Source organism: Paraburkholderia sp. (assembly GCF_026225065.1).
GTDB lineage: Bacteria > Pseudomonadota > Gammaproteobacteria > Burkholderiales > Burkholderiaceae > Paraburkholderia.
In genome coordinates, this window is sequence record NZ_JAMFSB010000218.1 from 1 (window position 1) to 22,342 (window position 22,342).

Genomic DNA, 22,342 nt, shown 5'->3' on the forward strand with positions numbered 1-22,342 from the left:
GAACTCGCCGTTCGGCGCGCGTCTGGCGCGCTCGATCGGCTTGCCGAAGCCCGAGGTATTGCGCCGCTATCGTGCGGACCAGCCTGAGTTCGATGGACTCGTCGCAATCGGCGCGGGGCGCGAGCCGCATCTGCTCAATGCACTGGCGGGGGTGATTGCGCGCACCGGTTTCACCAGTGTCGCGCATCAAAGCGCCGGATTGTGGGTATCGCTCGCGGCGCGTCATGGTCTGATGACGGGCCGCTTTGAGCCAGCCGAAGCAGGACCGCATGGACGGGTTGCCGCGCTGATTTTTGACGCGAGCGGTATCGAAGACAGCACCCAGTTCGATACGCTGTTCGGATTCTTCCATGACACGTTGCGCTCGCTCGGCAAATGCGGCCGCATCGTTGTGCTCGGGCGGCCGCCCGAAGCATGTGCGAGTTCGCGGCAATGGACCGCGCAACGTGCGCTCGAAGGACTCACGCGTTCGCTCGGCAAGGAAGCGCGGCGCGGCGTCACGGCTAATCTGGTCTACGTCGCAGAAGGGGCCGAGCACGACGCTGAGGCGACGCTGCGCTTTTTTCTGTCACCACGCTCGGCCTATGTGTCGGGTCAGGTGGTGCGCATTGCCGCAGGTGCGGATGTTGATGCTGACGCGGTTGCCGATACTGGTACCGGTGCACTTGCCGCTGGCCAGGTTGAAGCTAACGGCACCTCCCACGCAACCACGTTCGACTGGGCCCAACCTCTCGCCGGCAAACGCGCCATCGTAACCGGCGCGGCGCGCGGTATCGGCGCCGCGATCGCCAGTGCCCTCGCAGCCGAAGGCGCACACGTGATCGGCATTGATATTCCCTCGGCCAAAGACGCGCTCGACGCCACCATCCGGCCGCTCGGCGGCACCGCCCTCGCCTTCGATATCGCCGCCGCCGAGACGCCCGCGCAGATCGCCGCCGCGCTCGATGAACTCGGCGTCGACATCGTCGTGCACAACGCCGGCATCACGAAGGACAAAACCATCGCGCGCATGACCGAAGCCGCGTGGCACAACGTGATCGACATCAACCTGTCCGCGCAGGAACGCCTCGACGACGCGTTGCTCGCGGCCGGGACGCTGCGCGACGGCGGCCGCATCGTGTGCGTGTCGTCGATCAGCGGCATCGCCGGCAACATGGGTCAGACCAATTACGCAACCTCGAAAGCCGGCGTGATCGGCCGCGTGCAAAGCATGGCGGCGCCGCTAGGCGAACGGCGCATCACGATCAACGCCGTGGCTCCTGGGTTCATCGAAACGCAGATGACCGCAAAAATTCCGCTGACGATCCGCGAAGCCGGACGCCGAATGAATTCGATGAGCCAGGGCGGCCAACCGGAGGATGTGGCTCAGACCATCGCGTGGCTCGCGCATCCTGGATCGGCAGGCGTCACCGGTCAGGTGGTGCGCGTCTGCGGTCAAAGTCTGATCGGAGCATGAGCATGCGCGAGCCCTCCGGCATCGGTCAAACGTACGGCGCGGTGCGTCCGAAGACAGTTGTCGTCGACGCGTTACCAGCACCCGCGAAGCTGTATGCGCGCGCACTGTCTGGCCTGATCAAACGCGGCCGCCCCTCCCAGTTGCCAGCGCTGCGGCTCGTACGTCCGGCGGCGCTGCTCGAGCCTGCAGCGATCGAACGTTATGCACGGGTCTGCGGTTTTATCCCCGAGCACGGCGTGCCGTTGACCTTTCCGCATCTGCTCGCCTTCCCGCTGCATCTGCTGATGCTGACCGATCCGGCCTTCCCATGGCCCGCGCTCGGGCTTGTGCATCTCGCCAATCACGTGCGGCTGCGGCGACCGCTCGCGTATAACGAGGCGTTGCGGGTCGAGGTGGAATTCGGTGCGTTGCTGCGTCACGACAAGGGTCAGGCGTTCGTGCTGCATACACGCCTGTACCGGCGCGGCGAAGCAGTGTGGGACGGCGACAGCGTCTATCTGAAGCGCGGAGCAGCCCCCACGGGCGATCCGCTGGCCGCGCTCGAGATTGAACGCGATGCGCTACAGCGGGTGGCCCGCTGGCAGCTTCCCGCGCAGCTCGGGCGGGACTACGCGCACGCGTCTGGCGATTACAACCCGATTCACCTGACCACGTTGACGGCCAAGGCATTTGGTTTCCCACGCGCAATCGCACACGGCATGTGGACGCTCGCGCGCAGCGCTGCCGCGCTGCAGCCGCCCAAGCCGCTCGCCGAAGCGGTCATCAGCGCGGAATTCAAGCTGCCGATGCTGCTTCCCGGCGATGCTTCGCTGTGGACCAGCTCGCCCTCGCTCACCACACGTGAACTGGAAGTGCGCGACGCGGCCGGCGACAAACCGCATTTGCGCGGCCGCTTTCAATGGACGCCGCTATGAACCGGCCACCCGTCATGACCCATGGTCCGCCCTCTTGAGTTCGCGGTGCGCCACACCCGCAAAGCTGGAAGCGGCGCGGGTCTTCGCGTCACACCGGCACCGATCAGCCCGAACAACCCAATCACCCCGCCTCACCCTGCAAGGAGTCACGCATGTCCCACCCGCTTCCCGCTGTGCGACGCGTCGCCATCATCGGCGGCAACCGGATTCCGTTTGCGCGCTCGAACACCGCTTACGCGAGCGCCTCGAACCAGGACATGCTGACCTTTACGCTGCAGGGACTGATCGACCGCTTCAACCTGCACGGCGAGCGCCTCGGCGAAGTGGCGGCGGGCGCTGTCATCAAGCATTCGCGCGACTTCAACCTCACGCGCGAGTCGGTCCTCTCCACCACGCTCGCGAAAGAAACCCCAGCCTACGACGTTCAGCAGGCCTGCGGCACCGGTCTCGAAGCCGCCATCCTCGTCGCCAACAAGATCGCGTTGGGCCAGATTGAGGTGGGTATCGCGGGCGGCGTCGACACCACCTCGGACGCGCCGATCGGCGTCAACGAACGCATGCGCAAGATCCTGCTCGAAGCGAATCGCGGCAAGACGCCTGGCCAACGGGTCGGCGCGCTAACCAAACTACGGCCCGGCATGTTCTTCAAGCCGCTCTTGCCGCGCAATGGCGAACCGCGCACGGGTCTCTCGATGGGCGAGCACTGCGAGCTGATGGCAAAGCGCTGGAGCATTGCGCGCGAGGCGCAGGACGAACTCGCCTGCGAAAGCCATCGCAAGCTCGCCGACGCCTACACACGTGGCTTCCTCAACGATCTGATGACGCCCTACAAGGGCCTCGCGCGCGATAACAACCTGCGTGCCGACCTGACGCTGGAAAAGCTCGCCGGCCTGAAACCCGTCTTCGACCGCGATGCCGGCACACTAACCGCAGGCAATTCGACGCCGCTTACCGATGGCGCGTCAGCGGTGCTGCTCGCCAGTGAAGCGTGGGCCGCAGAACACGGCTTGCCGGTCCTCGCTTATCTGAGCTGGTCGGAGACCGCTGCGGTCGACTATTTCGACAAGAAAGAGGGCCTGCTCATGGCGCCCGCCTACGCCGTGCCGCGCATGCTGGCACGCGCCGGATTAGGCCTGCAGGACTTCGACCTGTACGAGATTCACGAGGCTTTTGCAGCTCAGGTGCTATGCACGCTCACAGCGTGGCAGGATGATGAGTATTGCCGCACACAACTGGGCTTATCCAGGACGCTCGGCGTGATCGACCGTGCGAAACTGAACGTCAACGGCAGTTCACTCGCGACAGGCCATCCGTTCGCCGCGACCGGCGGACGAATTGTCGCTGGCCTCGCGAAGATGCTTGCGCAACTCGACAAACCGGCCGGCACCGCGCGCGGTCTGATTTCGATCTGCGCAGCGGGCGGCCAGGGCGTTGTTGCGATTCTCGAACGCTAGCTGCTGCCATGCATCTGCACCATACATAGCCAAGACATAGGCATACATAAACGGACACCTACGAAGCGCTTCGCTTCAGGAGACAAAGATGAACCAACCTATCCAGTCAGCGCCGACCCCGCCTCTCGATGCCAAAGCGGCACCGCGCGCACCGAATACCGACGGCATCTGGTACGCGTCGTACCCGGCAGATGTGCCGCACGAAATCGACGTGCGCCAGTACGAATCGATCGTGCAGTTCTTCGATGAGTGCACCACGCAGTTCCGCGAACGGGTCGCGTATGTGAGCGTCGGCGCCAACCTGACCTATGGCGAACTCGCGCACAAGGCCACTGCCTTCGCCGCGTGGCTGCAAGACATCGGCGTCAAACCGGGTGAACGTGTCGCCATCATGCTGCCGAATACCTTCCAGTATCCGATTGCATTGTTCGGTATCCTGAAGGCTGGTGCGGTGGTGGTCAACGTCAACCCGCTTTACACCGTGCGCGAACTGGCGCACCAGTTGAAGGACAGCGGTGCCCAGACCATCATCGTGTTCGAGAACTTCGCGAAGACCGTCGAACAGGCGCTGCCGGGCACGCGCGTGCAGAACGTGGTGGTCACCGGTCTCGGCGACCTGCTCGCCGACGGTCTGAATCTCAAAGGACGGCTGCTCAATTTCATGTTACGGCACGTGAAAAAGATGGTGCCGAAGTATCACCTGCCAAACGCGGTGCGTCTGCTCGACGCGCTCGCCATCGGTTATACGAAGCCATTGACGCCGGTGCGTCTCACGCAAGGCGATCTGGCGTTCCTGCAATACACCGGCGGCACGACCGGCGTCGCCAAAGGTGCGATGCTCACGCACCAGAACATCATCGCCAACCTGCTGCAGGCGAAGGTCTGGTCGCAAGGTCAATTGAGCGGCGAGATCGAGACCGTGCTCACGCCGCTGCCGCTTTATCACATCTATTCGCTGACCGTGAATGCGATGATCTTCATGGGACTCGGCGGGCGCAACATCCTGATCGCCAATCCGCGCGACACGAAACGCGTGATGATGATCATCCGTCACGAGAAATTCACCGGCATCACTGCCGTCAATACGCTCTACAGCGCCTTCCTCGACAACGAAGAGTTCAGGAAACGCGACTTTTCTAATCTCAAACTCGCGATGGCCGGCGGCATGGCAACGCAAAAAGCCGTCGCCGAGCGCTTCAAGGCGGTGACCGGCAAACCGATCATCGAAGGCTATGGCCTCACCGAATGCTCGCCGATCGTTTCGATGAACCCGGTGGACCTGAAGAACCTGCGCGATTGCGAAGGCTCGATCGGCCTGCCCGCGCCCTCTACCCAGGTACGCTTCAAGAAAGACGACGGCGCCTGGGCCAATATCGGTGAAGCGGGCGAACTGTGCGTCAAGGGTCCGCAGGTGATGAAAGGCTACTGGAACCGGCCCGACGAAACCGCCAAGGTCTTCGACGAGGATGGCTGGCTCGCCACCGGCGATATCGGCGTGATGGATTCGCGCGGTTTCATGCGCCTGATCGACCGCAAGAAAGACATGATTCTCGTCTCGGGCTTCAACGTCTATCCGAACGAAATCGAGGACGTGATCGCCATGCACCCCGATGTGCGCGAAGTGGCGGCTATCGGCATTCCCGATCCCGCGCAGGGCGAACGCGTCAAGGTGTTCATCGTTTCCCGCAATCCCGGGTTGACCGCTGAGAAGGTAATCGAACACTGCCGCAAGAATCTGACCGGCTATAAGGTGCCGAAGGCCGTCGAGTTCCGCAACGAACTCCCGCAAACCAACGTCGGCAAAATCTTGCGGCGGGCGCTACGCGACGAGGAACTCGCGAAAGAAAAGCGTGCCTGAGAGGAAGCACGCCTCGAACGGCATGACCGCGCTCGATTCCACCGATATTGGATCTGGAGGGAGATGAATGAAGCACCGACGCTCGTGCCGCCTGAATCGCCGCCTGAATCACCCTGACTGCCTTGACGGTGGGTGCCGCTTACAGCCATTGCTCGAGCCTTCTGCGTCCGCGCCGGCGCTCACGCGCACCAAGCGCCCGCTGCTGCGGCGCTGGTTGGCCTCCTCGCTGCTCGCGGGCGCGGCGCTGGGTTTGGCGCCTGCCGTGACCCTCGCGCAATCCGCCCCGCAACCTGCCAGCGCGCCGGCCTCGGCCGATACCGGCGCTGCCAGCTCCGCGCAAGTGCCCTCCACGCCGCCGTCACAGGCCGGCAAGCTAACCCTCGACCAACAGGTGCACTGGCTGCGGCAGGCGCAGGAAAGCGGCGAACTGGAAAAGCTCGACGATGCCCAACTCACGTCGTTGTTCCAGTCGCTCGATCCGCTCGCACTGCCGCGTTTAATCAAGGAGGGGCCGAACGGCTATCCATCGTACGAGTTCACGATGCTGCGCTGGGAGCGTCTCAAGGGCGAGTGGCCCGACAAGCCCGATCACATGCTCGTGCGCATCGCCCACGACCCGCTGCGAATTTACGCGAAATGGCTGCCGGATGGCGCGCATGCGGGCCAGGAGATCATCTACGACGAGTCCAAACGGGCGGATGAAATGTATGGGCACCTCGGCGGCATGCTGGGCGTGATGCCATTGTGGACCTCGACGACAGGCGCGCTGGCTCGCTCGCAATCGAACCACCAGGTGCGCGATCTCGGCACCGAATACATTGCCGGCCAGTATCTGGATGAAGGCAAAAAATACGTCGAGGCAGGCGTGCCGCGCTCCACGCAGATCGGCGTGCAAACCATCGAAGGGGTACGGGTCGTCACCTTCACGTACGAAACGCCCATCGGTCAGCCGCAGTTCTACGCGAAGAAAGAAACCCTCGGACTCGATTTACGTCATCCGTATTTCCGCACCGCGGAGTCCTACGCTAATGACGGGAAGATCTTTGAGAAGATCGTCTTCGAGAGCGTTACGCCGAAGACCTTCGACGATGCGACGTTCGACCCGAAAAATCCGGCTTATAAGTTCTGAGCGATAACGGCACCGGCACCGCCGCCGCTGCCACGATGCCGGCCACCGCTTCAGGTTTCGCGAGGTCCCATCAGGAAAGCGACCGCGGCGCTGCCTGTCGCGTACGGCTGGCGGGCATGCTCAACCATCCGGCCCGAACGCAACGCGAGTTGTCCAAGCACGAAGTGATCGGATGCACGCGTGACGCCGATCAGCAGGCCTCGCGTCGCAGCGAGCCGCGGCGCCAGCGTCGTGTACCAGAGCATGCTGATGTCGTCGCCGGTTTCGAAGACCGGCATCGCGCCGCGGCTCGCATCGACTGAGAACGCTCGCGCGTCCACGAGGCTGGCATCCACTACCGCGACTGTGGTGTGTGCGCTGGCGGCACGAGCCATCCACGGCCAGGCACAACCTGTCGCCGAGAGCCACGCGCCGGTCATCAGGAATGTGCGCCTGTCCATCGTTCGTACCTGTCTGATCCATTCAGGCGTAAGCCTTCATCGCGTCCGCCGTTATGCCGTTATGCCGGTGCGCCGGTGCGCCTTTGCCTGACATCTGTCCATCACGTATAACCCCGCCGGTCACGCCACGCCGCCGGCCACACGCCCTGTTTGCCAGGCGAAAGAATACCGGCGGGATCGAGCGCGTCCTTGATCGTTTCCGACAAACGCAGCAACGCGCCATCGTTAAAGTTGTACTGCGCCGCTGCAAAATCCATATACGCGAGATGGGTCCGATATTCACCGTATCCGGCCGCGCGCGCGTCGCTGATCAGCACACGCAGCAGATCGCCCGCGAGGCCCGCCTGCTGCGCGTCGTCGCGGTCGAAGATTGCGGCAAAAATATGGTGCAAATGGCGCGTGCCCACCGTGAAGCCCCCGTAGTAATCGAAGCCGTATTCGGTCGCTCGCGCCTTCGCCATCGTGTACTGACGCATCGCATCGCGCCCGGTCGCGGGACATATCGGTGAGAAGTCCACATGCGCACCCGCGCCGCCGCGCCAGTCGAGCATGCGGAACGCGGTCATCGCGGGAATGCCGGCCAGGTTGCGATCGCCTCCGCCGGACGGCTGCACATCTCCGCTGTAGCGGCTCGCCAGAAAGCGGGCCTGCGGCACCTGTGCGAAGGCACGCTTCACAAGCGCATACTGCGCGTCGATCACCTCCGGTGTGCCGTACAGCGCGAAGTGCAGATTCCACCGGCCAACCTTCAGGTGCTCGAGCATCGCCGCAAGCGCGCTTTCCGGCATCGCGCCGGGGCCGTCGTACCACTGCGCCCTCGACGTGATACCGGCCGCGCGGCGCAACCCGCCTTCGATCACGGCGTTATTGCGAATCGTCTCGGCGAGCCGCAGCGGCCGCAGTATCTCGACAATCGTTTCGAGGTCCTGCTCATGTTGAAACTGGATTTCGCCGAGCAGGTAAGCGGGCGGCGCAGGCATCAACCACACGCCCATCTTCGTGACCACGCCGTAGTTGGACTGCATGAACATCGCGTCGAACGACGGCCCGTAGCCCGGCTGATAGGTCTGCCAGGACGTGCCGATGTCGATCCCTCCCATCCCCGTGCGCACGACATCGCCGTTAGCCAGCACGATCTCCATGCCACACTGGGTGGCGGCGTGATCGCCGTATGGCGTGTAGCCGAAGCCGCGTTCCAGTGTATTGCCGATCACGCTGCCCCAACCGGCTGCCGGCGGATCGACCCACAGCCGATAGCCCTTACTGCGCAACCAGGCGTACAGATCGAAGTAGCTGACGCCCGGCTCGACGAGCGCGTACGCCAGCGTTTCGTTGACCTCAATAATGCGGTTCATCCGCTGCAGGTCAAGCACTACTGAGCCCGTCAGCCGCGGCGCGGCGCCGCCATAGGCAAAGTTGCGGCCGGTGGACACGGTCCATAGCGGAATGCGGTAGTGCGTCGCAATGCGCAGAATGGCCTGAATCGCTTCGACCGAATCCGGCCGCAGCGCGGCGGACGCGGAGAACGCCGCAGCCTGACCGGGCGCGAACGGATCGCGATACGACGCGAGGTCGATCCCGGAGGACACGATGTTCTCCTCGCCGACAATCGCCGTCCATTCGGCAAGTGCCCGGTCGAACTGGGCTTCCGCGATATTAGGCGGCAAAATGCGTGTCAAAACGCCTCCTTCACTGTCACTACCGGCGCATCCCACCTCCGCCGCCCCAACCGCCATGCATGCCACCGCCGCCGTGCCAGCCGCCGGCCGGCCTGCCGCCCGCGAATCCCACCCTGCTGAAGTGAATATGATTCAGCGCAAAGCGGTGATGAAACCGGTCGACGAAGATAAACGGCCCACCGAATCCGACCGTCACGACGCCGCTCCAATACCACGGATCGTAGTACGGATAGAGCCCCGTCGGATACAGCGCGACAGGATTGTCATCGCCCTGCACGATCTGCCAGGTGCCATCCGGCTGCTGGCACGCGAGCCCGGTGATCTGCTGCATGGCGCCATTGATTTCGGCCTGACCCGCGACCGTCTGGCACGGCGGCCCGTCCTCACTGGATTGCGCTGCTACCGGCCCCGCACACGCGGCACACAAGGCTAATACTGCCCAACGTCCTTTGATATAACGCATGATTCCGTCCTGTCCCGACGCTTCGGTGTTGCGTCCGCACTCGCGGCCGTCGCCGTAAAGACCACGTCGTTTCGCCTCGCATCCGCCCATGCGGCTGTCTGCTCAAAACCGCGCGAGCGGCAGAAGCAGAAGCCGCATTAACATGGGCTTGCAATGAGTAAACGAAATGCCGAACAACGCTATTCCGATAATGCGCCAGGCACGCGGCCCAGTTGCGTTACATCATGTTTCAGCATGCCTTGCCGCTGGGTGTCGGGCGGCGTTCGTGCCACGCCGATCTATTCTTTCCACGACGACGGTTTGCCACCGAGCGAGCCGCACACGTCAATGGCGATCTCTCGCAGTTTGCCCTCCGAGATCGGCCCCGACAACGCGTAGCCCATGTGGCTGTTCACCCAGTAAAACGTGCGCCGGTTGCCTTCGCGAAACAGGCGGAAGGCAGTTTCATCGTCTGTAATTCCGGTCACATAGAGCGTGAGCCGCGCGCCGTCCGAATTCTCGTACATGAATTGCGCCGCCGGCCCCGCTTCGCCCGGCAGCAGGCGGCCGCCCACCAGCGAATAGCCGTACTCCTGCAGCGACGGTACCGAGAGCGGCCGGTTAAGCCGCTTCGAGAGCCAGCTGATCAGATGTTGTTCTTCGCTAGCCGCGACCTCGACCGGATGGCGCTGTTCGGGTGTGTACACCGCGTAGGCGACGTCCGCGCGCCGGGCAAAGCTCATCGGCTGGGCACCGATCCAACCGCTCGGCAAGCGCGACGCGAGCTGTCCCACCGCGAGCGCGAGGCCCGCGCCTACAGCCAGCCAGCATGCCGCGAGACTGATGCGGCGCCACCACGGCGGCGCCACGCGCACGACCACGAACGACGGCGGGCCATCGGTCGCATCGCGCTGAGAGACACCACCGCACAACGCCTGCAAGGCAGACTTCTGCGATCGCCAGGCCTCTACCTGGGCGGCCGCCTCCGGATCCTGGGCGAGATGCTCGAGAACGGCCGCGCGCGTGCCTTGCGGCAACTCGCCGTCGATGAAGGCCGAGAGCGCGCGCAAATCCGCCGGTTTCAGCGAATCGGGAAGAGCGAAATCGTGGTCGTCTTGGCTCATCACGGCGTCCTCACAACTTTCAGCGGCGTGGGGATGCGCGCCGGCCCTTCGGTCAGCAGTACACGCATGTGCTCGCGGGCACGGGACAAGCGCGACATCACCGTGCCAATCGGCACGCCGAGCGCAATCGACGCCTCCTGATAAGTCAATTCCTCGACGCACACGAGCAGCAGCACCTCGCGCTGCTCGATCGGCAGACGATACAGTGCTCGTTGCAGATCGCGCAACACCAGCCCGTCGACTTCACCGGGCGGCGCCACGAGATCGCGCCACGGCGCGCTTTCCTCATCGACTGTGACCTCGCGGCGCACCCGCAACTGATCGATGTAAAGATGCCGCAGGATCGTCAACAGCCATGCGCGCAGATTGCTGTTCGGCCGGAACGCCGCCCAGCGCGCCAACGCGCGTTCGGCGGTGTCCTGCACCAGATCGTCTGCCCATGCGGTGTCGCCCGTCAGTGCGCGCGCATAGCGGCGCAACTGCGGGAGCCATGAAATCACTTCCGCTTCGAACTTCACGCAGCGAACGGCGCGCGCGGGCTGTTAATAACCGCCAGTGCTGCTCGTGCTTCCGCCGCCGGACGAATCCGCTGTCGTACAAGCCGTGGTGCCGAAGGCTGTTAGCGCGAGCACCACGATGACGCACGCGGTTGAAACCAGTTGGGACAATTTCATATGCAGTCTCCTGACGACACCCGCTTTGGACCCCGCGCCGGTTTGCGGCCGGATGCCGGGATGTTGCGGTGTGTCATGCGTTGAATTGCCACGCGACGGGCGCAGCGGGCCGTGACCGCCGGTGCGTCGAGACGGGCCCGCCTGCGGGGCCGCCCGGACGCGGGCTAAGTCGGAGCAGGGCGCCGTCGAACACGTCGCCCATGCAACGTTAACGTCGCGGCAGCACGTTTATTCCGCCCTCTTACAGATAAAGCGCCGCACGATGGAGCGGCGGAGATGCCCGGAGCCGGGCCAGCCTTTCTCCGCCAGACTCCCGCCAGATTCGTAACTCAACGTTACGAGGGTCAGTTATCAGATGCTTCTATCCGCGCAAGCCGTTATAGTGGACGCAGAGAACGCTCCCCCCGCGCGCTTTTCCCTGAAAAGGGTAGAATCGCGGCGAGCAACTGTCCTTCTTACCTGACTTGTCCATGGCATCCGCAGAATCGCATCCGCAAAACGACTTCATGAACGCAGCGCGCAAAGAAAGAAAGCGCGTCGAGATCTATCTTGTCAATGGTATTCGCCTGACAGGGTGTATTGAGTCGTTCGATCAATATCTGGTGATGCTGCGCACGCCGGTAGGCCTGCAAGGCATCTATAAGCGCGCCATTTCGACCATCCAGCTCGACACCGGCACGCGTCCCGCGCCGCGGGCCGGACGGCCGTCGCACGGCGAGCACACCACGCGTGGCCCGCATGGCTCGCGCGAACCGCGGGAACACCGCGAGCCGCGTGAACCGCGCGAATCGTATGGCGCCCAGCCGCCAGCCGAGCGCACGCCGTCAACGGACCGGGCGCCTTCGGACGGCCCGGTGGTCGTCACGCGCCGCCGGCGCCTGTTCGGCACGGGCAATGGCGACGGTAACGGCAATAACAACGGTCAGGAATAGGCCGTGTTGCAGAGGCGGGCCGGCTGGTCCGCCTGATTAACTGTCTGCTTGACCCGTTTGATCGACCCGCCTGATTGGCCGGCTTCGCTGGCCTGCCTGGCTCGCTGGGCCCGATGCTTCAGCCCGCCGATCGAGCCGAATTCCCCAGCCGCTGCAAGATCTGCTCGATACGCACCCCCTGTTGGTGCGTCAGTTCGTATCCGGCTTTTACCGCGAGCACACGTCGGCGCCAATAGCCGGCGTTCAAGATGCGCTGCATGGGTTGCTGCGTAGCCCAGTCGAGGTGCTCCAGTTCCGCTTCCACAACATGTAATGCACTTAAGCGTTGCGCCTGCCGCGATCCGTTCGATTCCATAGCTGCGCCACCTCGTCTTTGAGCCGCCCGGATGCGACCGATGCCGGCCGTCTCTCGCGACACACCCAAGACGATTCACAGAGCCTAAATTTCAAGCATTTTTGTGACGTTTTGTGGTTTCGTGCGGCGTATCTGCCCGCAGAAAAGCCGTGGAACGCGGCGCCGGGTTTGCGCTATCCTGACTGTTCGACACTCTTTGCGGAGCAGGACATGTCCAAGCCGAAGCCCCACGCGCCGCCGCCCGCCCAAACGGCTGAAGACCGTCTCGATGAAGCTCTCGACGAAACCTTCCCCGCGAGCGACCCGATCGCCGTCGATCCTACCGAGCGGCCGCATCCCACGCCTGTGCCTCCGGCAGCCCATCATCCCGACAAGGCGAAAAAGCACCACTAGACGTAGCGTCTGACCAGTACGCTGCCGCAGGCCGCGCCAGACTGGGCCTTACTGAGACTTACTGCGCCCTGCAGCCGCCCGCGCGAGTGGCGCGCAGCATGAAAACCATCGAACCCTGCCCGCTCCCGCCAGAAGGAACGACAGCATGTCCAGCGACACCGCCCACACGCTCACCCGTGCCTCCGCGCGTTTCCTGCGCGAACGCGACGGGCACGAGGCCCACGTCACCAACGTCGAACTGTTTTTCGACCTGATCTACGCGTTTGCCGTCACGCAACTCTCGCATCGGCTGATGCATAATCTGAGCGCGTTCGGCGCGCTCGAAACGCTGGTTCTGTGGTTCGCGGTATGGCTCGGCTGGCAGTACACCTGCTGGGTCACCAACTGGTTCGATCCCGAGCGCATCCAGGTCCGTCTGCTGCTGTTTGCGGTGATGGTGATCGGCATGGTGATGGCCGCAAGCCTGCCGCTCGCCTACGGCGAGCGCGGCCCCGTCTTCGCGATCAGTTACGTCGCGATCCAGGTGGGCCGTAGTCTGGTCGTGCTGGCGTTTCTGGGCCGCGACCACCCGCTCACCGCGAACTTCCGGCGCATCTGCGGATGGCTCGCGATTTCAGGCATCGCGTGGATCGCGGGGGGGCTGCTCGACGGGATGCCGCGCTTCGCGTGCTGGAGCGTCGCGGTGCTGTGCGAATACATCTCGCCGATGTTCGGCTTTCCGCTACCGGTGCTTGGCCGCTCGACCAGCGCGGACTGGCGGACCGCCGAAGGCGGCCACATTGCCGAGCGCTGCCAGGCCTTTGTGATTCTCGCGCTCGGCGAGTCGGTGGTGGTGACGGGCGGCACGCTGTCGGATCTGGGAACATGGAGCGCGCCTTCGATCATCGCATTTCTGGTGTGCTTTGCCGGCAGCGTCGCCATGTGGTGGGTCTACTTCGACACCAGCAGCAGCGCCGGCAGCCGAGCCATCTCAAGCTCGCGCGAGCCCGGCCTGATGGCAGCATATTTCCACTACGTGCACGTGATCCTGATAGCAGGCGTGATTGTATCGGCCGCCGCCGACGATCTCATCATCCTCCATCCGCCCGAGCGCATCGGCTGGCCGACGGCGTGGCTGCTGCTCGGTGGCCCGGCCATCTACATCGCGGGCAACGGGTTGTACAAGCGCGTTGTCTATGGCTGGTTTCCGCTATCGCACTGGGTAGGGCTGGCGCTGCTCGCGCTTCTCGCGCCGATCGCATTTCACACCGATCTGCTCATGACAGGCGGCCTTACGACTGTCGTGATGATCGTCGTAGCCGCCTGGGAAAGCGTGTCGCGCCGCGGCTCGACGCAAACTGAGGAGCCTGCTAGCGCGGAGTAGCCGCAGGCATCGCTCCCGCCCATTCTGGAGCGTAGCAGGCGACCAATCGGGCGCGTGACAAACGGCGCCGCAAAAGCAACAAAACCCCGCGCGGCGAACCGGGCGAGGTCATGTTTTACTGCAACGGCGACACGCCAAGCGTTACGCTCAGTGCTGCGTTCCGGTTGTCGGCAAGCCGCTATCCAGTTGACGCTGCAGTTCCTGCACCTGACGCTGCGCATCGCGCAGCTGAGCCTGGGCAGTGCTCTTCTGCTGCGCAAGCGCCGTGGCTTCGGCACGCGTCTGCTGCTGCTGATTGTCGACGATGTTCTGTTGCTGATGCGCGACAGTAAGATCGGCCTGCAGACGGTTGGCGCGGTCTTGCGACAACGCGATCATCCGTTCGGTGAAGGCCTTTTGCGCCTCCAGCCGGGTGCGGCGGATCTCGATGTCGGACAGCTGCACGGTCTGACGGGCGAAGTCCTTGTAGATCATCTCGGCGCGCGTTTCGTCCTCGGTCTTGATGACCCGCCAGAAGGTCTTCTGCTGGAACAGCGCGACGTAGTACGTCATTTCCTGCGGGTAGAACAGCATGCTCGCGCCGTAGCTACCGTTGTACGTCGTGCGCAATTCCTTCAGCTCCGAACCCCGGATCATCTGCTGCAATTCCGCGACGTTGCCGGCGGCAGACTGCTTGGCCTCGTCCGCTGTCAGCGCTGTGCTCGGCCCTTGCTGGTCCTGGGTCGTGGCGGGCAACGGAGCTGTCGTACCCGGCTGGGAAACGACGGCGGCACTTGCTCCGCTATCCGGCAGAGACTGCGCATAGATTCCCTGCACGGTCCCGAGCGCCATCAGAGCGCCAAAGGCAATCTGTCGAAGTTTCGACTTGTGGTCCATGTAATTCCTGCTTGAACAGTTTTTGTTTTGTTACATTTTGTCTCATTATTACTCACTTTCGCGAGTTTCGGGCTCCTCGTCGAAAATTTGATACTTACGCATTTTCTCCCACAACACCTTGCGGCTGATGCCCAATGTACCGGCAGTATCTTGCCTGCGCCAACCGTTTGCTTCAAGAGCCGCGAGCACGCGGTTGCGCTCAGCCATGTCCCATTTGCTGCGGTCCACCAGCACCTCTGCGGCGCTCTCCGCGGGCACCGGCTGACTACTGCGCGCTAGCGCCAGCAACCGATGCAAGCGGGCGGCATCCCACGCACCGATCTGACGCACGGTCACGCCGATCCGCTCGGCGAGATTGCGCAACTCGCGCACGTTGCCGGGGAAATAAGTATCGGCCACCGCGTCGGCCAGCCAGTACGGAATGTCAGGCAGCGTGGCGAGCCGTTCGGGTCCCACCACCGAGGCGATAAACGCCTTGAAGATCGCGATCTTGTCGACCGCCCCGCGTTCTTCGAGCGAGGGGATTTTCAGTTCGATCACTGCAAGCCGGTAGTAAAGATCGGCGCGGAAGGTGCCGTCCTTGACGAGCTGCGGCAGGTGCCTGTTGGTGGCGGCGACCAGCCGGAAGTCGAGCTTGATGGGCGCAGCCGAACCGATTCGGGTGACCGCACTGTCCTCGAGCACGCGCAGCAGCTTGACCTGCTGGTAGAGCGGCAGATCGCCGATTTCGTCGAGGAACAAGGTGCCGCCGTCGGCCTGCTCGAAGTAGCCCTTGTGGGCCACCACTGCACCCGTAAACGAGCCTTTCGAATGTCCGAAGAAGAGCGACTCGAAGAGGCCATCAGGGATCGCGCCGCAGTTCACCGGCACGAACGGACCCTGTCCGTAGCGGCGATGTTTTTCGTGCAGCAACTGGGCAATGCGCTCCTTGCCGACGCCGGTCTCGCCATGCACGAGCACGCTGGTGTCGCAGTCGGCGAAGGTGTCGACTTCGTGCAGCAAGGCCTGCATGCATTCCGAGTTGGCGACCAGCGCGCTCGACTCGAGCGTCTGCGCGGTATGGGCGCGCAATTGCAGTACGAGCTTGGTGACCATGCCGCGCAATTCGGCGCAGGTGAAGTCGAGCGGCAGGATGTGCGAATACTCGGACGGGTACATTGCGGGATCGTGCTCGCGCGGCGCCGCGCCGACCCACACCACCGGCATGCCGTGCGCAGCTTGCCAGTCGCGCAGGATCAGCGCGCCGCTGTCGATCACCGACACGCTGATGATGGCGAGCGATGGGCGCTGCGCCGTGCGTTCGGTGGAGATCGCAATGTCGTCGGCGCGGAGCACTTCGACATCGAAGCTCGCCATGCAGCGCGCGACCCGGTCGACGATGTCGGCCTTGCCTTCCCAGACGTAGATATCGAGTTCGTCGATTTTGGCGGTGGTTCTCATTAGCGAAGAATCAGTAAACCAGTTGTGCCTGCCCGCAGGCAAGTCCGAGGTCGTGGACCGTGCTTACGCCGATCTGGACACCCAGTAGTTGCAATAAGGGAACGAGGAGCGCGTCGAGTGAAGTCAGGATCGGATTGAGGACGGAGACGATCGCGCTGAGCAAAGGGGCGGCCACCCCGCTGACGTCGACCCCAAGCAGCGTTGCATGAATCGAGGTCGCCATCTGCGTTGCGAGCTGGGTCAGCAAACCGGCAGCGGCCGATCCCACGGCATTGGTGTTGGTGGACTGGTAGGCGGTGCCGCTGTTCGGAACGCCGTTGAAGGTGAGCGTGGTCGAAGCTGGCTGCAAGGTGAGATTCACGCCCGATGCAGGTGAAGACGATCCGACTGACACGTTGACAGCCGACATCCCTAGCGCATTCACGGATGTGATCGTCGCCGGCTGGTTGCACTGCATTGCAGTGGTCGTATTTGTGAAGTTATTCAATGCGTCCCCGCCAATGCAGATACCCGCAATGCCGGTCGTTGCGACGATGGTGCTTTGGCTCGTGGCCTGTTGCGTCGTACATGCGGTGCTTGTCAAAGTGGCAGCCCCGTCGCCCGCCTCGATGTAAATCGGCAGGTTCAGGGCGCTGACGCTAACGAGATCCGGAAGTCCGAGAAAGGTCAAACCCAGGCTCAGATTCAACAGGTTGACGTTCAGATAGACCTGCACTTCCGCCGAACGCGCACTCGCGCGGGGGGTGCCGTTCGCGTACGTCCCGGCTTCCCCCACCGCAATGACTGGAGGCTGGATGATCTTCGCCTTCGCCGAAATGTTCGCCAACGGACCGAGATTGAGCGCGGTGTTGAGCTTGATAGCCGAGTTGCCGTGGGCGATCTCGGCGGCCGCCATCAATACGTCGAGCGCATTCACGGTAGCGCTAACCGCCGCCTGCGGATCGTCGAGTGCCACGGCTAGCAAGCCGTTGGTGCCAGGCGTGTTGCCCAGCGCGACTTGCAGTCCGCCCGGAATGGCCGCCTGAATCGTACCCAGATCCGTAATGGCCGTCGCACCCACCAACGTGCTCTTGCTCGCCGCCGTGACCATCGCGGAGACCAGATTCGGGAGCGATATGTTGGTGTTGAGCAACTGGGTCATCGAACCGACACCGATCGCCGCAGCCAGGTCACCCAGCTTGATCTGAGTCGTGGCCAGTCCCTGATAAGACGCCACGCTCAAGTTCAGGTTGGTACCGAGCAGACTGTTCAACAAGCCATTCAGGAGTCCCCCCGAGAGGGTCGCCACGGCGGAGGTTATCGAAAACGAGCGAACGTTGGTCGCTTCTGCCGTGCTGACAGCCTGGACGTTACGCGCCGGTCCCAGAAAAAAGTACGGCACCTTCTCGCTGACCGTAACCTGCACCGCATTCATCGGCGAACCGGAGGTCGAAAAATAGGATTGACCGGCATTGGCCGACGGATCCCAGCGGCCACACACCACCGTCACGGTGGCGCTGGTCGACAAATCGTTGCCCTTCACCGCATTGTTCTGCGCCGACGCGGTGGCCGAGGCACATGCCCCACCGTTGCTAACGGTCTGCGCACCGGCCGTCGCCGCCATATCCGCGGTCCGCTGCATCTCCCGCCGCGCAAAGTAGAGATTGCCGATATCGATCGCGCCCGCCGCTACCACCACCAAGCCGAGGCAAAGCGCGGCCACCAGCATCGTGACGCCGCGTTGGCGCCGCATCGACGCATGGCCCGCGCGGCGCCGATGCGCGAAGCGCACCCGCCGGACAAAGCGGAGAGAGGGTTCGGAGGCCGACATATCAGTTCTGCGGCGGCGTGCCGCCCTGTGAACCGCTTCCACCCGCCTGACTGACCGAGGAACCGTAGAAATCGGGGATCTTCGAATTGAACGACTCGAGATACCGCTTGTAGGCGAGGCTGGCCTCCGCGCCGAGCATCGGCCGTACGGGTGCGGCCGCTGTATTGCTGCGCTGAAGCGCGAGCCACTCGTTGGTTGAATGGTCGATTTCGCTAGCTCGCGGAGCTTGCTGTGCCGCATCGCTCTGCGCACAGGCGAAATCTGTACCGCCGACCGCCACCAGCGCGACCGCGGCCATCGCCGCCATCAGCGCGACGTTCGGCATGCGCGGCCCGCCTGCTTTTCTGTCGTTGTTTGTCATGTTCGCCCCCCTTCCGCCACCTGTTATTGTGAGAACCGCTGTAGCAAGCGCGGCGCCGGTTCAATCCCCTGCGCACCCGAAACTGGTGCAGCCCGCGCCATCTGCTGCGCTTGCGCCGCGCCTTCTTGCGCCTGTGCCGCAGCAGCTACCTTCGCCGCCTCGCGGCGAATCGCCGTACGCACATCCGGCGAGAACTTCTCCTGGTCCATCAACGCTGACGCCTGTGTGTTGTTGCCGTCCGCCAGCAGATACAGCACGACATTGCTGACGATCTTCGGATTCGTGTGATCGAGCTCCGCCGCTTTCATCAGCGGCACGCGTGCGCCGTTGACGTCGCCCTGACGCAGCCGCGCGTAACCGAGATCCGAGAGCGTCGGCGCATCGGTCGGGGCGAGCTGGACCGCTTCCTGCAACTGCTGCGCGGCGCGGCTAAAATCGCCCGACGCGCCAGCGATCAATCCAAGCCCACGGTAGCCGCGCGCGGCAAGCGGCGTCTGCAGCAATTTCGTGTACGCGTCTGCTGCCGCCTGTGGTTGATCGGTCATGCGCAGCGCGTCGGCACGCATCAAAATCGTCTCGGGTTTCACGCCATACTGCTTTTCGAACGCGTCGATGTGAGCGAGCGAGGCGTAGTAAAGCCCTTGAGCCTGCATGCGCTCGATCAGATTGAGGTACGTGCTCGGCGCGTCGGGTGCGGGATCGCGGGTCGCCTGGTCGATATCGGCCTGGCGTTCTGCTTGCGGCCCGACGCCATATCCGGAGAGCTTCGACGCGCAAGCGCTGAGTAAGGCAAGCGCGAGCAGACAAGCAGTGTGCCGGGCCCATCGCCCGAACTGCCGGTTGTGTACGTTGCACCCTTGGTCCCCTGTCTGAGAAACATCCCCGGTCGGCACAGCAAGCGCCGTGTCCACAAAGTGCTTTGATGTTAAATCGTGAGTCATAGCCATCCCTACCGACGTACCGAACTGAGCGAATGCGAGACCGCGAGCACGCCCGGGCCGGCGGTCACGATCAGAAGCGCCGGCAACAGCGTCACGATCATCACGCCAGTCATTTTCACTGCGAGACGTCCGATCCGTTCGCGCAACATCGCGCGGCGGGTCTCCCGCAAGCGTTCGCCGAACTGCTTCAACGGTTCCTGTACTGCCCCGCCGTGACGATCCACCTGTATCAGCAGGCGTACGATCGCGCGTAAATCTTCGTTGCCGTAGCTCGAGGCGAGCCGCTGCAACGATTGTTCACGCGTACGGCCCGTCGCGAACTGGCGCTGGGCGATTTCCAGTTCGCTCGACAGTACCGGCAGCACCCCGCGGAAATCGCTGACCATCACCTGCAGGCTTTGATCGATCGACAAGCCGACCCCTTGAAGCAAACGCAGCAGGTCGACCAGCATCGGCAGTTCATCGATCACACCACGCCGGCGAGCGGACGCGCGGCGCTGAATAAAGAACTTCGGCAACATGAAACCGACGATCAGCGCGCAGACCACGGCGGCGACATAACGCTGACCGTCGAGATGGCCGCTTGCCAGCGTGCCACAAAGGAGTGGCAAAACGATCGCACAACCGATTCGTGCAACGAGGAACAATCCTCGCGCACGCGTATCGACGAAGCCGCATTGCTCGAGCATGCGCCGGTCTTCGTCGGCGACCAGTTGCCGTCCCAACGGTGTATCGAGCCACCGGATACCGGTGTGCGCAAACTGCTCCAAAAGGGCTTTCAACCCGGTGGGACGGGTCGGTTTCGATGGTTTCCCGGTCGCATTCGGTAACGCATCACCAGAACGCGCTGCGGTGCTCGCGGCGGCGAGCGCCGCACTTTGCTGTGCGCGTTGATCGAGCGCATGCGCCAGGGTTCGCTGACTGCGACGAGCCGCCGCCAGTCTCGCCAGTATCAGCCCGGCAATCAACAGCAGCGCAAAAGCGGCGAGCGCCAGTGCCAGCGCGGCGACAAGATTGGCTCGCATCACGTCCTCTGCAACCGCGTCATGCGGTGGAGCATATAGGCGCCGACCAGTTGCAGCCCGAACGCGAGATATACCAGTTGGCGTCCGCTCGGGTCGAACCACATCGCACCGAAATAGCGAGGGTTGGTCAGCATCAGAAAGCCGCCAATGCCGACCGGTAACAACGCGAGAATCCAGGCCGACAGGCGCGTTTCGGCAGACATCGCAGCCAGTTCGCGCTCGGCCTGCTCAAGATCGCGCATGAACGAGGCCATGCGATCGAGCATCACATCCGCCCGGCCACCGTATTTCACCGAGAGGCGCAATACAGCGCCGACCAGGTCGAGTTCGCGAGCGCCGTACAGCACCGCTGCCTGCGAAAGTGCACGGTCAATTTCAACGCCGGTCCGCAACATGCGTGAAACATGATCGAGGCATTCACGCAACGGGGTTTCGGCGGTTTGCATCGCCCCCTGAAACGCCGCCGGTACGCTATTGCCCAGGATGATGAGACGCACGATGCCGTCCAGAAACGACGGCACTTGCCGCACGATTTTCTGGCGGCGCTTTTGTGTTCGCACCGACACGAGGAACGAGACGAAACAGACGCACGCGAGCAGCATCACGCCTGCGGCCAGTGCACCGCCCTCGCGGCCCGCCCAGAAGCAAAGCCATAGCGAGACCAGCGCAACGATGATGGCCGGCGTACGGGCATTCGAAATGCCGGCGCGGTTCATCGTGTTGTCGACGACAAAGCGCAGCCGCGCCTTCAGATACGCCAATCGCTCGCGCGAACCGGAGCCGGCTTCGAGAGCATGCGGCATCACGCCGCCGTGTGCCGCCGCCGCTTGCCGCACGGGCGCCACCCGCGGGCGCTCGAGGCTGGCGGACGCCGCCGGCGCCATACGGCTGTCGATAAAGCGCTCGGTGCTGACCTGCTCGTCGCGTCGCGCCCCGCGCTGCCATAACAGCAGCGCACCGGCCGCGCACAATAGCGCGATCGCCGCGAAGAGCAAGGTGACGCTAGACATTGAAGCCCCCGCCGAAGCCACCACCACTGCCAAAGCCACTGAATCGGCCCGATGATTCGGGCGCGCCGCCTAAAGCCTGTCTGAAGCGCACCAGCTTCGGCGAATGCGGATGGATGCCGAGCGAAGTCCAATTATCGATCTCTTCGCCATCCTGAGCGGTTATCGGCTCGTAGCGATACAACTCCTGAGTCGCGATGATGTTGTCGGACAGACCCGTCACTTCGGTGATCGAAAGAATCCGCCGACGGCCGTTCGAGAGGCGACCGATCTGCACGATGAAGTCGATCGCATTGGCGATCTGCCGGCGCAGGCTCGACTCGGTGCCTTGAAAACCCGCGAAACCCGCCAGCATTTCCAGCCGGTACAGGCACTCGCGGGGCGAACTCGCGTGTACCGTGCCCATCGAACCGTCGTGGCCTGTGTTCATGGCCTGCAACATTTCGAGCACTTCTCCGCCGCGCACTTCGCCGACGATGATACGGTCCGGCCGCATCCGCAAGGTGTTGCGCAGCAGGTCGCGAATCGACACCACGCCGGCGCCGTCGAAGCCACCTGGGCGGCTTTCGAGCCGCACCACATGCGGGTGGTTCAGCGAGAGTTCCGCCGTGTCCTCGATCGTCACCACGCGCTCCCCTTCGGGAATGTGGAAGGCGAGCGCGTTTAACA

The 22,342-nt window shown here is 63.5% G+C and carries 23 protein-coding genes; 8 read left to right on the forward strand and 15 right to left on the reverse strand.

Features of this window, described 5'->3' with window-relative positions; all coding sequences use genetic code 11:
- The 5 genes from M0954_RS16090 to M0954_RS16110 form a co-directional block, all read left to right on the forward strand.
- Positions 1–1,456: 3-oxoacyl-ACP reductase (locus M0954_RS16090; RefSeq protein WP_297354244.1), on the forward strand; the 1,456-nt coding region annotated here is incomplete at its 5' end.
- Positions 1,453–2,370 carry a MaoC/PaaZ C-terminal domain-containing protein gene (locus tag M0954_RS16095; RefSeq protein ID WP_122154452.1) on the forward strand — a complete coding sequence of 306 codons (918 nt, stop codon included), beginning with the start codon at positions 1,453–1,455 and terminating at the stop codon, positions 2,368–2,370. The genes M0954_RS16090 and M0954_RS16095, both read left to right, overlap by 4 nt.
- A gap of 152 nt (positions 2,371–2,522) precedes the next feature.
- Positions 2,523–3,824, forward strand: coding sequence for an acetyl-CoA C-acetyltransferase (locus M0954_RS16100; RefSeq protein ID WP_297354245.1), 1,302 nt, complete (start codon positions 2,523–2,525; stop codon positions 3,822–3,824).
- Between the two features lie 88 nt (positions 3,825–3,912).
- Complete coding sequence (locus tag M0954_RS16105; RefSeq protein ID WP_122154450.1) at positions 3,913–5,682, forward strand: AMP-binding protein; 1,770 nt, start codon at positions 3,913–3,915, stop codon at positions 5,680–5,682.
- A 67-nt stretch (positions 5,683–5,749) separates the two neighbouring features.
- Positions 5,750–6,811 carry a DUF1571 domain-containing protein gene (locus M0954_RS16110; RefSeq protein WP_185090034.1) on the forward strand — a complete coding sequence of 354 codons (1,062 nt, stop codon included), beginning with the start codon at positions 5,750–5,752 and terminating at the stop codon, positions 6,809–6,811.
- 50 nt (positions 6,812–6,861) lie between these two features.
- Here M0954_RS16110 and M0954_RS16115 read toward each other — a convergent pair whose 3' ends face one another.
- From M0954_RS16115 to M0954_RS16140, 6 genes are all read right to left on the reverse strand, one after another.
- The gene (locus M0954_RS16115; protein ID WP_123384223.1) at positions 6,862–7,251 is read right to left on the reverse strand and encodes a hypothetical protein; all 390 of its coding nucleotides are present in this window, start codon (positions 7,249–7,251) and stop codon (positions 6,862–6,864) included.
- Between the two features lie 101 nt (positions 7,252–7,352).
- Positions 7,353–8,930: an FAD-binding protein gene (locus M0954_RS16120; RefSeq protein ID WP_123384224.1), complete on the reverse strand. Its 1,578-nt coding sequence runs from the start codon at positions 8,928–8,930 to the stop codon at positions 7,353–7,355.
- Positions 8,931–8,949: 19 nt separating this feature from the next.
- Positions 8,950–9,393: a hypothetical protein gene (locus tag M0954_RS16125; RefSeq protein WP_123385815.1), complete on the reverse strand. Its 444-nt coding sequence runs from the start codon at positions 9,391–9,393 to the stop codon at positions 8,950–8,952.
- A 278-nt stretch (positions 9,394–9,671) separates the two neighbouring features.
- Positions 9,672–10,496, reverse strand: coding sequence for an anti-sigma factor (locus tag M0954_RS16130; protein ID WP_297354247.1), 825 nt, complete (start codon positions 10,494–10,496; stop codon positions 9,672–9,674).
- Positions 10,496–11,014 carry a sigma-70 family RNA polymerase sigma factor gene (locus tag M0954_RS16135; RefSeq protein WP_122154445.1) on the reverse strand — a complete coding sequence of 173 codons (519 nt, stop codon included), beginning with the start codon at positions 11,012–11,014 and terminating at the stop codon, positions 10,496–10,498. The genes M0954_RS16130 and M0954_RS16135 overlap by 1 nt, the downstream gene beginning before the upstream one ends.
- A gap of 24 nt (positions 11,015–11,038) precedes the next feature.
- Positions 11,039–11,170 (reverse strand): hypothetical protein, encoded by a 132-nt coding sequence (locus M0954_RS16140; protein ID WP_297354249.1) that lies wholly within the window; start codon positions 11,168–11,170, stop codon positions 11,039–11,041.
- 470 nt (positions 11,171–11,640) lie between these two features.
- On the opposite strand from M0954_RS16140, the gene hfq reads away from it, so the two are divergent.
- A complete protein-coding gene (gene hfq, locus M0954_RS16145) occupies positions 11,641–12,102 on the forward strand; it encodes an RNA chaperone Hfq (protein ID WP_122154444.1) in 462 nt (153 codons plus the stop codon).
- 118 nt (positions 12,103–12,220) lie between these two features.
- On the opposite strand, the gene M0954_RS16150 is transcribed toward hfq, so the two are convergent.
- Positions 12,221–12,457: a hypothetical protein gene (locus tag M0954_RS16150; protein ID WP_122154443.1), complete on the reverse strand. Its 237-nt coding sequence runs from the start codon at positions 12,455–12,457 to the stop codon at positions 12,221–12,223.
- A gap of 210 nt (positions 12,458–12,667) precedes the next feature.
- On the opposite strand from M0954_RS16150, the gene M0954_RS16155 reads away from it, so the two are divergent.
- Positions 12,668–12,850, forward strand: coding sequence for a hypothetical protein (locus tag M0954_RS16155; RefSeq protein WP_122155659.1), 183 nt, complete (start codon positions 12,668–12,670; stop codon positions 12,848–12,850).
- 145 nt (positions 12,851–12,995) lie between these two features.
- Entirely contained in the window at positions 12,996–14,213 is a 1,218-nt protein-coding gene (locus M0954_RS16160) for a low temperature requirement protein A (RefSeq protein ID WP_297354250.1), read from the forward strand.
- 147 nt (positions 14,214–14,360) lie between these two features.
- Here M0954_RS16160 and M0954_RS16165 read toward each other — a convergent pair whose 3' ends face one another.
- From M0954_RS16165 to M0954_RS16200, 8 genes are all read right to left on the reverse strand, one after another.
- Positions 14,361–15,089 carry a DUF2968 domain-containing protein gene (locus tag M0954_RS16165; RefSeq protein WP_297354251.1) on the reverse strand — a complete coding sequence of 243 codons (729 nt, stop codon included), beginning with the start codon at positions 15,087–15,089 and terminating at the stop codon, positions 14,361–14,363.
- A gap of 48 nt (positions 15,090–15,137) precedes the next feature.
- Entirely contained in the window at positions 15,138–16,529 is a 1,392-nt protein-coding gene (locus tag M0954_RS16170) for a sigma 54-interacting transcriptional regulator (protein WP_133891477.1), read from the reverse strand.
- A 10-nt stretch (positions 16,530–16,539) separates the two neighbouring features.
- A complete protein-coding gene (locus M0954_RS16175) occupies positions 16,540–18,339 on the reverse strand; it encodes a TadG family pilus assembly protein (protein WP_122154440.1) in 1,800 nt (599 codons plus the stop codon).
- A 1-nt stretch (position 18,340) separates the two neighbouring features.
- Positions 18,341–18,700 carry a DUF3613 domain-containing protein gene (locus M0954_RS16180; protein WP_297354253.1) on the reverse strand — a complete coding sequence of 120 codons (360 nt, stop codon included), beginning with the start codon at positions 18,698–18,700 and terminating at the stop codon, positions 18,341–18,343.
- A gap of 23 nt (positions 18,701–18,723) precedes the next feature.
- The gene (locus tag M0954_RS16185) at positions 18,724–19,641 is read right to left on the reverse strand and encodes a pilus assembly protein (protein WP_297354255.1); all 918 of its coding nucleotides are present in this window, start codon (positions 19,639–19,641) and stop codon (positions 18,724–18,726) included.
- Between the two features lie 8 nt (positions 19,642–19,649).
- A complete protein-coding gene (locus M0954_RS16190; protein ID WP_123384230.1) occupies positions 19,650–20,666 on the reverse strand; it encodes a type II secretion system F family protein in 1,017 nt (338 codons plus the stop codon).
- Entirely contained in the window at positions 20,666–21,676 is a 1,011-nt protein-coding gene (locus M0954_RS16195) for a type II secretion system F family protein (RefSeq protein WP_297354257.1), read from the reverse strand. The genes M0954_RS16190 and M0954_RS16195 overlap by 1 nt, the downstream gene beginning before the upstream one ends.
- A partial coding sequence (locus M0954_RS16200) for a CpaF family protein (RefSeq protein WP_297354259.1) occupies positions 21,669–22,342 on the reverse strand: 674 nt, incomplete at its 5' end. The genes M0954_RS16200 and M0954_RS16195, both read right to left, overlap by 8 nt.

What these genes read in the sequence shown, in the direction of transcription:
- M0954_RS16095 (WP_122154452.1), top strand. Translation starts at nt 1,453, where the DNA reads ATGAGCATGCGCGAGCCCTCCGGCATCGGTCAAACGTACGGCGCGGTG.
- M0954_RS16100 (WP_297354245.1), top strand. Translation starts at nt 2,523, where the DNA reads ATGTCCCACCCGCTTCCCGCTGTGCGACGCGTCGCCATCATCGGCGGC.
- M0954_RS16105 (WP_122154450.1), top strand. Translation starts at nt 3,913, where the DNA reads ATGAACCAACCTATCCAGTCAGCGCCGACCCCGCCTCTCGATGCCAAA.
- M0954_RS16110 (WP_185090034.1), top strand. Translation starts at nt 5,750, where the DNA reads ATGAAGCACCGACGCTCGTGCCGCCTGAATCGCCGCCTGAATCACCCT.
- M0954_RS16115 (WP_123384223.1), bottom strand. Translation starts at nt 7,251, where the DNA reads ATGGACAGGCGCACATTCCTGATGACCGGCGCGTGGCTCTCGGCGACA.
- M0954_RS16125 (WP_123385815.1), bottom strand. Translation starts at nt 9,393, where the DNA reads ATGCGTTATATCAAAGGACGTTGGGCAGTATTAGCCTTGTGTGCCGCG.
- M0954_RS16130 (WP_297354247.1), bottom strand. Translation starts at nt 10,496, where the DNA reads ATGAGCCAAGACGACCACGATTTCGCTCTTCCCGATTCGCTGAAACCG.
- M0954_RS16140 (WP_297354249.1), bottom strand. Translation starts at nt 11,170, where the DNA reads ATGAAATTGTCCCAACTGGTTTCAACCGCGTGCGTCATCGTGGTGCTC.
- hfq (WP_122154444.1), top strand. Translation starts at nt 11,641, where the DNA reads ATGGCATCCGCAGAATCGCATCCGCAAAACGACTTCATGAACGCAGCG.
- M0954_RS16150 (WP_122154443.1), bottom strand. Translation starts at nt 12,457, where the DNA reads ATGGAATCGAACGGATCGCGGCAGGCGCAACGCTTAAGTGCATTACAT.
- M0954_RS16155 (WP_122155659.1), top strand. Translation starts at nt 12,668, where the DNA reads ATGTCCAAGCCGAAGCCCCACGCGCCGCCGCCCGCCCAAACGGCTGAA.
- M0954_RS16160 (WP_297354250.1), top strand. Translation starts at nt 12,996, where the DNA reads ATGTCCAGCGACACCGCCCACACGCTCACCCGTGCCTCCGCGCGTTTC.
- M0954_RS16165 (WP_297354251.1), bottom strand. Translation starts at nt 15,089, where the DNA reads ATGGACCACAAGTCGAAACTTCGACAGATTGCCTTTGGCGCTCTGATG.
- M0954_RS16170 (WP_133891477.1), bottom strand. Translation starts at nt 16,529, where the DNA reads ATGAGAACCACCGCCAAAATCGACGAACTCGATATCTACGTCTGGGAA.
- M0954_RS16175 (WP_122154440.1), bottom strand. Translation starts at nt 18,339, where the DNA reads ATGTCGGCCTCCGAACCCTCTCTCCGCTTTGTCCGGCGGGTGCGCTTC.
- M0954_RS16180 (WP_297354253.1), bottom strand. Translation starts at nt 18,700, where the DNA reads ATGACAAACAACGACAGAAAAGCAGGCGGGCCGCGCATGCCGAACGTC.
- M0954_RS16185 (WP_297354255.1), bottom strand. Translation starts at nt 19,641, where the DNA reads ATGACTCACGATTTAACATCAAAGCACTTTGTGGACACGGCGCTTGCT.
- M0954_RS16190 (WP_123384230.1), bottom strand. Translation starts at nt 20,666, where the DNA reads ATGCGAGCCAATCTTGTCGCCGCGCTGGCACTGGCGCTCGCCGCTTTT.
- M0954_RS16195 (WP_297354257.1), bottom strand. Translation starts at nt 21,676, where the DNA reads ATGTCTAGCGTCACCTTGCTCTTCGCGGCGATCGCGCTATTGTGCGCG.